10 protein-coding genes are annotated in these 12,040 nt (G+C 60.7%); 7 read left to right on the plus strand and 3 right to left on the minus strand.

Annotated elements, in window-relative coordinates; genetic code table 11:
- Window positions 1-88 precede the first annotated feature (88 nt).
- Window positions 89-1,486 carry a NorM family multidrug efflux MATE transporter gene (locus QMX91_RS23405; RefSeq protein WP_135296827.1) on the minus strand — a complete coding sequence of 466 codons (1,398 nt, stop codon included), beginning with the start codon at window positions 1,484-1,486 and terminating at the stop codon, window positions 89-91.
- Window positions 1,487-1,645: 159 nt separating this feature from the next.
- Between QMX91_RS23405 and QMX91_RS23410 the strand changes: the two genes are divergently transcribed.
- From QMX91_RS23410 to QMX91_RS23420, 3 genes are all read left to right on the plus strand, one after another.
- Window positions 1,646-2,566: a LysR substrate-binding domain-containing protein gene (locus tag QMX91_RS23410; protein WP_047596753.1), complete on the plus strand. Its 921-nt coding sequence runs from the start codon at window positions 1,646-1,648 to the stop codon at window positions 2,564-2,566.
- A gap of 181 nt (window positions 2,567-2,747) precedes the next feature.
- Window positions 2,748-4,724, plus strand: coding sequence for a methyl-accepting chemotaxis protein (locus QMX91_RS23415; protein WP_027610434.1), 1,977 nt, complete (start codon window positions 2,748-2,750; stop codon window positions 4,722-4,724).
- A gap of 219 nt (window positions 4,725-4,943) precedes the next feature.
- Entirely contained in the window at window positions 4,944-6,158 is a 1,215-nt protein-coding gene (locus QMX91_RS23420) for an aldose 1-epimerase family protein (RefSeq protein ID WP_098966246.1), read from the plus strand.
- On the opposite strand, the gene QMX91_RS23425 is transcribed toward QMX91_RS23420, so the two are convergent.
- The gene (locus QMX91_RS23425) at window positions 6,155-7,648 is read right to left on the minus strand and encodes a YifB family Mg chelatase-like AAA ATPase (RefSeq protein ID WP_282413458.1); all 1,494 of its coding nucleotides are present in this window, start codon (window positions 7,646-7,648) and stop codon (window positions 6,155-6,157) included. The two genes, QMX91_RS23420 and QMX91_RS23425, sit on opposite strands and share 4 nt — an antisense overlap.
- 764 nt (window positions 7,649-8,412) lie before the next feature.
- Window positions 8,413-8,673, minus strand: coding sequence for an accessory factor UbiK family protein (locus QMX91_RS23430; protein ID WP_007920416.1), 261 nt, complete (start codon window positions 8,671-8,673; stop codon window positions 8,413-8,415).
- Window positions 8,674-9,086: 413 nt separating this feature from the next.
- On the opposite strand from QMX91_RS23430, the gene glnK reads away from it, so the two are divergent.
- The 4 genes from glnK to sutA all read left to right on the plus strand — a co-directional run bounded on the left by glnK (window position 9,087) and on the right by sutA (window position 11,871).
- Window positions 9,087-9,425, plus strand: coding sequence for a P-II family nitrogen regulator (gene glnK / locus QMX91_RS23435; protein ID WP_002555808.1), 339 nt, complete (start codon window positions 9,087-9,089; stop codon window positions 9,423-9,425).
- 37 nt (window positions 9,426-9,462) lie between these two features.
- Window positions 9,463-10,800, plus strand: a complete 1,338-nt coding sequence (locus QMX91_RS23440) for an ammonium transporter (RefSeq protein ID WP_025113244.1) — start codon at window positions 9,463-9,465, stop codon at window positions 10,798-10,800.
- A gap of 216 nt (window positions 10,801-11,016) precedes the next feature.
- Window positions 11,017-11,442, plus strand: coding sequence for a secondary thiamine-phosphate synthase enzyme YjbQ (locus tag QMX91_RS23445; protein WP_003229414.1), 426 nt, complete (start codon window positions 11,017-11,019; stop codon window positions 11,440-11,442).
- Window positions 11,443-11,544: 102 nt separating this feature from the next.
- Window positions 11,545-11,871 carry a transcriptional regulator SutA gene (gene sutA / locus QMX91_RS23450; protein ID WP_003229413.1) on the plus strand — a complete coding sequence of 109 codons (327 nt, stop codon included), beginning with the start codon at window positions 11,545-11,547 and terminating at the stop codon, window positions 11,869-11,871.
- Window positions 11,872-12,040 lie beyond the last annotated feature (169 nt).

The raw sequence follows: 12,040 nt of genomic DNA on the forward strand, positions 1-12,040 counted from the left end.
GGCTTGCTCGCGAAGGCGTCGTGTCAGTCAAAGCATAGGCTGCCTGACCCACCGCTTTCGCGAGCAAGCCCGCTCCCACAAGGGAATCTCAGTCTGCCTGAGCGACTGTGTACTGGTTTGATGACAGAGGTTCGCGCTGAATCATCCGCTTCATCTTCCATTCAAACGCCAGGGTCAGGCTCACTGCCGCGCAGGCCAGGCCCAGCGCCAGACCCCACCAGACGCCCGTCGGCCCCCAGTTCAGGTGGAACGCCATCCACCACGCCGCCGGTGCGCCAATCAACCAATAACAAGCAAGGCCGACCAGAAACGTGGTTTTCGCATCCTTGAGTCCACGGATGCAGCCCATGGCGATGGTCTGCGTGCCGTCAAACAGCTCGAACCACGCTGCCACGGCCAACAGGCTCACCGCCAGACGAATCACTTCGGCAAAGGCCGGATCGTTGTGATCAAGGAACAACCCGACCAACTGATTCGGCAACAGCCAGAACACCATGGCGAAACCCAGCATCACCACTGCACCGAAAACGATGCCGACCCGGCCGGACATCCGCGCGTCGCTCAGTTGCCCGGCGCCGTAGTGCTGGCCGACGCGCATGGTGATCGCGTAGGACATCCCCGCCGGCACCATGAACGCCACCGAAACGATCTGCAGAGCGATCTGGTGTGCGCCCAGTTGCGTGCTGCCCATGGTGCCCATGCACAGGGCCGCGAAGGCAAACAGGCCGACTTCGACCGCGTAGGTGCCACCAATCGGCAGACCGAGGCGCCACAGTTCTTTCAGATACTGACGATTTGGCCGCGACAGGCCGGCGCGCAACGGGTAAGCGTCATAGGCCGGGTGCCGGCGGATGTGCCAGGCCAGCGCCAGCGCCATGCAGTTGGCAACGATTGCCGTGACCAGGCCGATGCCGGTCAACCCCAGTTTCGGCAGCCCGAACATGCCGGTAATCAATGCGTAATTGAGCAGGAAGTTGGCCACAGTGCCGCCGAGGCTGATGACCATCACCGGGGTCGCCCGGCCGATTGCACTGGTAAAGCCGCGCAGGGCCATGAAGCTCAGGTAGCCGGGCAGGGCGAAGGGCAGGGCGATGAGGAATTGCCCGGCGGCATGGACGTTGGTTTCGGTCTGGCCGAACAGCAGCAACACCGGTTTCAGGTTCCACAGCAGCAACCCGGCGCCGAGCGCCATCAGCCATGCCAGCCACAACCCGGCCTGGGTCAGGCGGGCCGCGCCGATGATGTCGCCGGCGCCCTGACGGATCGCCACCAGCGTGCCGACCGCTGCAATCACGCCGATGCAGAAAATCGACACGAATGAATAACTCGCTGCCCCCAGTCCGCCGCCGGCCAGGGCTTCGGGGCTGAGGCGCGCCATCATCAGGGTGTCGGTCAGCACCATCAACATGTGCGCCAACTGCGAAGCAATCAACGGCCCCGCCAGCCGCAGGATGGCCCAGAGTTCGGTACGCACAGGATGCTGCATGGTCATCACCACCCATCAATCAGAGGGAACAAGAGACCGTCGATTCTCGGCGCTTGGCAGGGTTTGCACAAAAGGATAAAAAGGATGGGTGGCATGATTAAAACTCATCATGAGTAAACCTCGCCGGGGTGGCCGGATGCCGCCAAAGGAGCTTTGTGTATGTCCCGTCGTCTTCCACCCTTGTATGCCCTGCGCGCATTCGAAGCGGCGGCGCGGCACAGCTCGTTCACCCGGGCGGCCGAGGAATTGTCGATCACCCAGAGTGCAGTCAGCCGGCACATCAAGACGCTGGAAGAACATTTCGCCTGCAAGCTGTTTCACCGCAGCGGACGCAACCTGCAACTCACCGAGTCGGCGCGGCTGCTGCTGCCCGGCATTCGCGATGGTTTTGCGGCGCTGGAGCGCGCCTGCAACACCTTGCGCGCCGAAGACGACATCCTGCGCATGAAAGCGCCCTCGACCCTGACCATGCGCTGGCTGCTGGCGCGACTCAGCCGCTTTCGCCATCTACAACCGGGCAATGAGGTACAGCTGACCAGTGCGTGGATGGACGTGGATTCGGTAGACTTCAACAACGAACCCTTCGACTGCGCGGTGCTGCTGAGCGATGGGCACTTCCCGCCCGACTGGGAGGCCAGCCTGCTGTTTCCCGAGGAGTTGATCCCGGTCGGTGCGCCAAACCTGCTGAATGACCAGCCGTGGGATGTGGCGCGGCTGGCCTCCACGGAGTTGCTGCATCCGACCCCGGATCGGCGTGACTGGCGCAGTTGGCTGGAACATATGGGGCTGTCCGATCAGGTTTCGCTCAAGGGCGGACAGGTGTTCGATACCCTCGAACTTGGGATGATCGCCGCGGCGCGAGGCTACGGGGTGTCGATGGGCGATCTGCTGATGGTCGCCGAAGATGTGGCGCAAGGAAGACTGAGCCTGCCCTGGCCGACCGCGGTCGCCAGCGGCCTGAATTATTACCTGGTGTGGCCAAAAACCCGTCCGGGAGGTGAACGTTTGCGCCGTCTCAGCGACTTCCTGCAAGGCGAAGTGCGGGCCATGGCGTTGCCGGTGGTCAAGCGCTTGAGCTGAAACGTTAGAGCCGCCACAATGCCGGCCTTGTGCCATAACCCTGCTGTTCGCTCAAGTATTCGGCTTTACCGCCGAATACGTGCATGTGGAACCGCCGTGCAGATATCCACGATTCACCCCCATTAGAAAATTATCCGAGCTGCGATCAAGGAGGATCGGCAAGTTCGGCCAGGAGCTGTCCATGTCTCAACCTCGCGCTCGGATCGCCTCGCAGCTGGGCCTCGCGCTCGCTGTGATACTGGCGATCGTCATCAGCGGCAGTACGGTGTTCGCCCTGCGTTCGCTGGATTCCGCCAACCTCGCCACCCGTGAAGAGCACCTCGCCAGTGAGGCGCGGCTGCTGGCCGACCAGTTGAGCACTTTCCACGGCACGCTGCGCGAAAGCACCCAGCGCCTGAGCGGGCTGTTCGAGAAACGCTTCAGCGCGGGCCTGAGCATTCACCCGGATGAACCGGTGAACGTCGCCGGCACCCAGACCCCGGGCCTGCACTTGGGCAGCGAAGTGTTGAACAACAACTTCAAGGAAGTCGACGAGTTCAAGCAGATGACCGCCGGCGTTGCCACGCTGTTCGTGCGTAGCGGCGAAGACTTCGTGCGGGTCAGCACCTCGCTGACCAAACAGGACGGCACGCGCGCTATCGGCACTCTGCTCGATCACGCACACCCGGCCTACGCGAAGTTGATGGCGGGTCAGGGTTACGTCGGCCGCGCGCTGCTGTTTGATCGTTCCTACATGACCCAATACACCCCGGTGCGCGATGGCAGCGGCAAAGTGATTGCGGTGTTGTTCGTTGGTTTTGATTACACCGATGCGCAGAACGCCCAGTTCGACAACCTCAAGCGCTTCCGCATCGGCCAGACCGGTTCGCTGGCGCTGCTGGATGAGCAGAACAAATGGTTGGTGGCCCCGGCGGGCGTCCAGGCATTGGATCAGGCGGTTACGGTGATTGGCGCTCTGGCCAAAACCCCTGGCAAAGGTCAGTTCTGGGGCGACAAGAACGAAGATTTCTACAGCGTTTCGGTGCCATTTGACGGTGGGCCGTGGGCGGTGGTGGCGAGTATGCCGAAAGCCGAGATTCGCGCGGTGACCTGGAGCGTCGGCACGCAACTGGCCATCGGCAGCCTGCTGGCGATGCTGTTGGCGGTGGGTTCGGTGGTGTGGTTGCTGCGCAGCAAACTGGCGCCGCTGAGTGATCTGGTACGTCAGGCCGAAGCGCTGGGTGCCGGTGATCTGAGCGTGCGCCTGAACGTGTCGAGCAACGACGAGATCGGTCAGCTGTCCCGCGCGTTCAACCAGATGAGCCAGGCACTGTCGACGATGGTCGAACACATCCGCCGCTCCTCGGAAGAGGTCAACAGCCGCGCCCAGGCATTGTCCGGTTTGTCCGGTGGTGCCTACGAAGGCATGGAGCAGCAGTCCGGCGAAATCACCAGCATGGCCGGCGCAGTTGAAGAGTTCAGCGCCACCTCGCTGAACATTGCCGACAACATGGGTGCCACCCAGCGTCTGGCCCAGGAAAACGCTCAGCAGACGCAGATCGGTCGTACTTCCATGGACGAAGCGTCTTCGTCGCTTGAGCAAATCGCTGGTGCGTTGAACACCACGGCTACCGTGATCAACACCCTTGGCCAGCGTTCCCAGGAAATCGGCGGCATTGTCAGTGTGATCACCTCGATTGCCGAACAGACCAACCTGCTGGCGCTCAACGCGGCCATCGAAGCGGCCCGTGCCGGTGAACAGGGCCGTGGTTTTGCCGTGGTCGCTGATGAGGTGCGTAACCTGGCGTCGCGCACCCGTCAGGCCACTGATGAAATCTCCGGGATGATTCACAGCATCCAGCAGGAAACCGGCAACGCCATCAGCACCATGGAGCAGGGCAACCTGCTGATGCAGGAAGGCCTGTCGCGCAACGCCAACGTGGCGTCGGCGCTGGCGCGGATCGATGAGCAGAGCCGTTCGGCAGGGCAGCAGTTCGCCGCGATTACCACCGCGACCCAGGAGCAGAGCAGCACGGCTACTTTGCTCAGCAGTAACCTGCAGAGCATTGCGCTGGCCAACAGTGAGCAGCGTGAGGTGGTGTCGAACCTTGCGGTCACCGCCAAAGAGCTTGAAAAGCTGGCGGCGGATCTGCGTTCCGAGGTTGATCGCTTTCGTTGATACAGCCTTGATATAGCTTTCGCGAGCAAGCTCGCTCCCACAGTTTCCGGCGTGAATCACAGATTCTGTGAACACCAGAGATCCCTGTGGGAGCGAGCTTGCTCGCGAATGGATCCCCGCCAGTTCTTGGTAAATCACACGATCGCAAGCTCCATTGCACTTGCTGAAACGTTTCCGCAGCGCTATAAAAATGGCACAACTCCAATAAAGGCTGCTGCCATGACCCCGTTCAAACTCGCCGTTGCATTCGGCGCACTCTCTGCTGCTTCCCACGCCATGGCCTGGGATTACGTACTCCTCGATACCAACAAGCCCGCGCAAAACTGGAGCATTACCAGTGAGCAGCTCGGGTTGAAAACCGACAAGCCTTTCTCCGTGAGTCTGCGAACCTTGCACGGCGGACGACAGGAAGGTGTCAGCATCGTCGATATCGATAACGGCACGATGAAACTCTCGGTGGTGCCGACCCGCGGCATGAATGTCTTGCAGGCGTCGGTTGGTAACGTGCGCATGGGTTGGGATTCGCCGGTCAAGGAAGTGGTCAACCCGGCCTTCATCGAACTCAATGGACGCGGTGGTCTGGGCTGGCTGGAAGGCTTCAATGAGCTGGTGACCCGCTGCGGTTACGAATGGGTCGGCCATCCGGGCATCGACAATGGCGAGATGCTGACCCTGCACGGCCGCGCCGCGAACATTCCGGCCAGCACTGTCACGCTGCACATCGATGAAAAACCACCCTACGCCATCAGTCTGCGCGGTGAACTGAAGGAACAGGCGTTCAAGAAAGTCGATTTCTCGGTCGTCACTGAGCTGGTCACCGAGCCGGGCAGCGTGCGCTTTGCCCTCAACGATACGCTGACCAACAACGGCGATTATCCGAAGGAATACCAGGCGCTGTATCACAGCAACTTCAGTACACCGTTCCTTGAGCAGGGCGCGCGGTTCGCGGCGCCGGTGAAACAGGTCTCGCCGTTCAACGACAAGGCCAAAGCCGAGTTGGCGGACTGGCAGACTTATCGCGGTCCAACCAAGGACTACGACGAAACCGTCTATAACGTCGTGCCCTACGCCGACGCAAAAGGCGAAACCCTGACTGTTTTGCACAACAAGGCTGGCAGCCTCGGTGTCTCTGTTGGCTTCAATACACAGCAGCTGCCAGTGTTTTCCCTGTGGAAAAATACCGATACCCAAGGGCAGGGCTATGTCACTGGGCTTGAGCCGGGCACCAGCTTTTCCTACAACCGCCGCTATCAGCGTCCGCTGAATCTGGTGCCGACCATTGCGCCAAAGGCCAGCCAACAGTTTCAGATCAGCTACAGCCTGCTGGCAGACAAAGGCGCTGTGGATAACGCCTTGAAGCGCGTGAGCGAAATCCAGGCCGGGCGTGAAACCGAAGTGCGACAGGCTCCGCTGGTGGATCTGACCGAGCATTAAGGCGTCGCTGGCCGGTATTGCAGCGCCTCGGCCAGATGCTCTCGGCTGATTGCATGGACTTGCTCAAGGTCTGCCAGGGTTCTGGCGACCTTGAGCAAACGATGGGCTGAGCGCAGTGACAAGGTCAGCCGTTCGCAGGCTGACTCCAGCCATTTCTCATCGGCTGTGGATAACTGGCAGTGCCGCTTCAGGCCTGGCAGATCGAGGAACGCATTGGCACAACGCTGACGCTTTTGCTGGCGTTCGCGTGCCTCGGCCACCACGGCTGCCGCACTGGCGCTGTCCTCGCCTGGCTTCACTGCCGGATTCAACGCCGTCGCTTCCCGCGCCACCGTCAGGTGCAGATCGATCCGATCCAGCAACGGCCCCGATAGCTTGTTGCGGTAGCGCTGCACCATGTCTGGTGTACAAGAGCACTTGCCGCTCGGCTCGCCAAGATATCCACAGGGGCAAGGATTCATTGCCGCCACCAACTGGAAACGCGCGGGAAAGCGTACGCGATCCTTGGCTCGGGCAATCACGATATGCCCGGATTCCAGCGGCTCGCGCAGCACCTCCAGCACCTTGCGATCAAATTCCGGAAGCTCATCGAGAAACAGTACGCCGTGGTGGGCGAGGGTGATCTCGCCGGGTTGCGGTTTCGAGCTGCCACCGACCAGCGCCGGCCCGGAGGCCGAGTGGTGTGGCTGGCGAAAGGGCCGTTGCGGCCAATGGGTCAGTGGCACGCCGCTGGCGACCGATTGAATCGCCGCCACTTCCAGCGCCTCGCATTCGGAGAGTGGCGGCAGCAGGCCCGGCAAGCGACTTGCCAACAAGGTCTTGCCGGTCCCCGGCGGCCCGCTGAACAACAGGTTGTGTGCGCCCGCCGCCGCGATCAGCAGCGCCCGTTTCGCGGCCATCTGTCCTTGCACCTCATTGAGGTCGGGATAAGGTTTCGCCGCATGGATCAGCCCGTCCGAGACATAAGGCTCGACCGGCGTATGCCCGTTGAAATGCGCCACTGCCTCCAGCAGATGATCCACCGCAAACACCTTCAAACCCGAAGCAAGGCACGCTTCCTCGGCATTCGCCCGCGGCACCACCAGTGCCCGCCCGGCCTTGCGCGCCGCCAGTGCCGCCGGCAACACCCCGCGTACCGGCCGCACAGCACCGGACAACGCCAGTTCACCAAGGCATTCCACCTCATCCAGCGTCAGACACGGCACCTGCACACTCGCCGACAGAATCCCCAGGGCAATCGCCAGATCAAAGCGCCCGCCGTCCTTGGGCAAGTCCGCCGGCGCGAGATTCAAGGTGATCCGCCGCGCCGGAAACTGCAGCCCGGAATTGATGATCGCGCTGCGCACGCGATCCTTGCTCTCCTTTACCGCCGCCTCGGGCAGGCCGACCATGGTCAGCGACGGCAGACCGTTGGCCAGATGGACTTCGACGGTGACAGCGGGAGCATCCACGCCAACCTGGGCGCGGCTGTGGACGATGGAGAGGGACATGGTCGTTCCTTGAGCTGAATCGGGGACCGCTTCCTGCGGGTTTTTGAAGGGTAGTTGGGGAAGGGCGATCAGGCGGGGGCGAACTTTCACTGGATGTTGCGGGAAAGCGGTCAACCAATTTCGAGGCGAAAAAAAACCGCCTTGAGGAGACGGTTTTCAGTTTGCAGGCTTCGGTGAGGCCAAGGCCTGCGTATCCTTTGCGGACACACTCACGTGCGATCAGGTTATGCATGTTTGCTCATTGGCGCAAGTATCAGATGGGCTTGAAAGGGGGGGCAACGGTCCCGTTGATAGCGCCTCCTAACAACTTGATACAAGTTGTTTAAATCGCTTTCTAAGGGCGGTCATAAAGTCCGCAATGACGATGCCCACTCATGGGGTATTCGCGAAGTGTGGCCGGGAGCGCAAAGACTTCATGTTCCTCGACACGGTGTGAGACCCGTGCCGGTGCTTTTTTTGAGGGACTCACACCCGGCCGCCTTGGCGGACACACTCACGTGCAGTCCCGAAGGTGTTCGTACGCCGGAAAGTGCATCGGAGGTTTGGCCCCACGCAAGGAGGGCCAAAGTATGTCTAAGTTTCTTAAACATATGTGGCGCCTCGCCAGAATCGCGTTATGGGCTTTTCGCCTGTACGAGTTTCTGCGAGACCGTTGGAATAATTCATTGTAGAGGATTGATCTGACGGAAACCGCTCCTGCCTCGGCAGGAGCGGTTTAATTTCTTTCGCAAACTTCAAGGCATTTTTGCTCAGGGTCTGCAGACTTACTCGGCCGGCGGCGTCAGCTTGGCTTCCATCTCGGCGACTTTGGCCTCAAGGCTTTCGAGGCGAGCGCGGGTACGCGCCAACACAACCATCTGACTATCAAACTCTTCACGGCTCACCAAATCGAGTTTGCTGAACGCACTCTGCAGCAGCATCTTGAACTGGCTTTCGATTTCGGCTTTCGGCAGCGGAGTGTCGCCGCTGAACAGGCGGGAGGCGGTACCGCTCAGGGCGTCGAGGAAGTCTTTGGGCGCGAGCATGGAATGTGTCCTGTAAACAGTGGCGGGCAGTGTATCACGCAGTGTCTATAGTCATTGACGCAGGCACGGATGCACGCTTTTCGCGCAAGCGGACGGACGGCAGCGCACCGTTGTTGTGCGTAACCGTCGGGGCTTTTTTGCGCGGGCGCCTGTGGCAGCGGCCAAGGGCTTGAAATCAGAGGAATTTGGCGAGATGGCAAGCTTTCTGCTTAGTCGGTAGTGACCCATGCACTGATGCAGTCGCTGTGACGAATGCAGTGCGGCAGGCGGGACGGGGAGTTTCGCCGGCAGCGGTTAGCTGGCGTCAGTCGGGCAGGTAAGGCCGACGATGCGTTACAAAGCCAGGCACTGCGCTTAGACTTGAGTCGGGTTTGTTTTCCTGGGGCAAGTCCACCAATTCGGGAGAGAGTTTCATGAAGCTAGTCACTGCCATCATCAAGCCGTTCAAGTTGGACGACGTGCGCGAGTCGCTGTCCGAAATCGGCGTGCAGGGCATTACCGTTACTGAAGTCAAAGGCTTCGGCCGGCAGAAGGGTCACACCGAGCTGTATCGCGGCGCGGAGTATGTGGTCGATTTTCTGCCCAAGGTGAAAATCGACGTTGCTATCGACGACAAGGATCTGGATCGGGTTATCGAGGCGATAACCAAGGCTGCCAACACCGGCAAGATCGGTGACGGCAAGATCTTCGTGGTCAATCTGGAACAGGCGATCCGCATCCGTACCGGCGAAACCGATACCGACGCGATCTAAACGCCGCCACAAACCCAACGCCCCAGGAGAAAACAATATGACTCTGCGTAAATTCGCAGGGCTAGGCGCCCTGTTGTCCATCGTAATGCCCGGCCTGGCTATGGCGGCAGATCCGGTGGCGCCTCCAGTCCTCAATTCCGGCGACACCGCCTGGATGCTGACCTCCACAGCCCTCGTGCTGTTCATGACTATTCCGGGCCTCGCGCTGTTCTACGGCGGCATGGTGCGGTCGAAAAACATTCTTTCGGTGATGATGCAGTGCTTCGCCATTACCGGCCTGGTCACCATCCTGTGGTTCCTTTATGGCTACAGCATGGCGTTCGACACCACCGGGATGGAAGCCAACGTCGTCAACCTGAACTCCTTCGTCGGCAGCTTTGCCAAGGCCTTCCTCGCGGGCGTCACGCCTGCCAGCATTACCGGCCCGGCAGCGCTGTTCCCTGAAGCAGTGTTCGTCACTTATCAAATGACCTTCGCCATCATCACCCCGGCGCTGATCGTCGGTGCCTTCGCCGAGCGCATGAAGTTCTCCGCGATGCTGGTGTTCATGGGCGTCTGGTTCACGCTGGTCTATGCGCCGATCGCGCACATGGTCTGGAGCGGTCCGGGTTCGCTGCTGGGCGACTGGGGCGTGCTCGATTTCGCGGGCGGCACCGTGGTCCACATCAACGCCGGTATCGCCGGTCTGGTGGCGTGCCTGGTGCTGGGCAAGCGCAAAGGCTTCCCGACCACCCCGATGGCACCGCACAACCTTGGTTACACCCTGATGGGCGCGGCCATGCTGTGGGTCGGCTGGTTCGGCTTCAACGCCGGTTCCGCCGCGGCCGCCAACGGCACTGCCGGCATGGCGATGCTGGTGACTCAGATCGCGACCGCTGCCGCTGCACTGGGCTGGATGTTCGCCGAGTGGATCACCCACGGCAAACCTAGCGCACTGGGCATTGCCTCGGGTGTGGTTGCAGGTCTGGTGGCAATCACGCCGGCAGCCGGTACCGTGGGCCCGATGGGCTCGCTGATCATCGGTCTGGCGGCCGGTGTGGTGTGCTTCTTCTGCGCCACCACGCTGAAACGCAAACTCGGTTACGACGATTCCCTGGATGCCTTCGGCGTGCACGGTATCGGCGGTATCCTCGGCGCAATCCTCACCGGTGTGTTCGCCGCACCGGCCATGGGCGGCTTCGGCACCGTGACCGACATCGCTTCGCAAGTGTGGATTCAGTGCAAAGGCGTCGGCTTCACGGTGATCTACACCGCGATCGTCACCTTCATCATCCTCAAGGTACTGGACGTGGTCATGGGCCTGCGTGCCACCGAGGAAGAAGAGGCAGTGGGTCTGGACCTGGCACAACACAACGAACGCGGCTACAACCTGTAAGTACGCGCATCGAAAAAACTTGCCCGGCTTGCCGGGCATTTTTTTGTCTGGAATTTGTCATTCAGGTAGTGGCTGAAAGGATTTTTCGTACGGCTTTGGTCGTGTTTACGACAAGCGTTTTTCTGCGGCCAATGGCTTACATCATTGCAGGAATATTAGGGCCTTTGTTTTTTCCCAGAGCGCGCTAGAATGCGCCCCGAACGTGCGGAGAACTGTATGTGGCAACAGACTCTGATAACCCTGCGGGCACGGCCCCGGGGCTTTCATCTGGTAACGGACGAGTTACTCGCCGGCCTGCCTGAACTCAAGGCGTGCCGGGTCGGTCTGTTGCATTTGTGGCTGCAGCATACCTCGGCGTCGTTGACCATCAACGAGAACGCCGATCCGGCGGTCCGTCGCGACTTCGAACGATTTTTCAATCGTCTGATCCCACAAGGAACAGACGGCTATGAGCATAACGACGAAGGCCTGGACGACCTCCCGGCGCACTTCAAGGCCAGCGTACTTGGCTGTCAGATCAGTCTGCCGGTTTCGGCAGGGCGACTGGCTCTGGGGACCTGGCAAGGTGTTTATCTGGGCGAGCACCGTGATCATGGCGGTGCCCGTAAAGTCCTCGCCACCCTGCACGGTGAAGGGGCGTAAACCGTTGGTCACCAGCGGTTACCGATTTTTTTCCGGCGACTTTCGACAGTCGCCAAAGCTGGTCTATAACTAATCTGCTTTTCGCAAGTCATGAGGTAGAACATGAGCGACGATGATCTGGAAAACGACGACCTCGAAGTAGGCGACGAAGACGAGGCCGAGGAAGGCCTGGAAGCAGCGGCGGAAGACGTTGCTGACGACGATGGCGGTGACGATACGCCGGCCCCGGCTGCCAAAGGCAAAGCCAAGGCTGCGGTGTCGATCGACGAGTTGCCGAGCATCGAAGCCAAGAACAAGGAGCGCGACGCCCTGGCCAAGGCCATGGAAGAATTCCTTGCGCGCGGCGGCAAGGTGCAGGAAGTGGAGGCCAACGTGGTCGCCGATCCGCCCAAGAAGCCGGATAACAAGTACGGCAGCCGCCCTATCTGAGGCGTGCTACCTGCTTGCTGAAAAAGCCCGCCGTCGCTGCGGGCTTTTTCATGCCTGAAACAAAGAGGTCATGGATACACGCAATCCCCTGTGGGAGCGGGCTTGCTCGCGAAAGCGGTGTGTCATTCAAATTGTATGTTGACTGACACGGCCTCCTCGCGAGCAAGCC

It is taken from the genome of Pseudomonas sp. PS01299 (genome assembly GCF_029960145.1).
Taxonomy (GTDB): domain Bacteria; phylum Pseudomonadota; class Gammaproteobacteria; order Pseudomonadales; family Pseudomonadaceae; genus Aquipseudomonas; species Aquipseudomonas putida_A.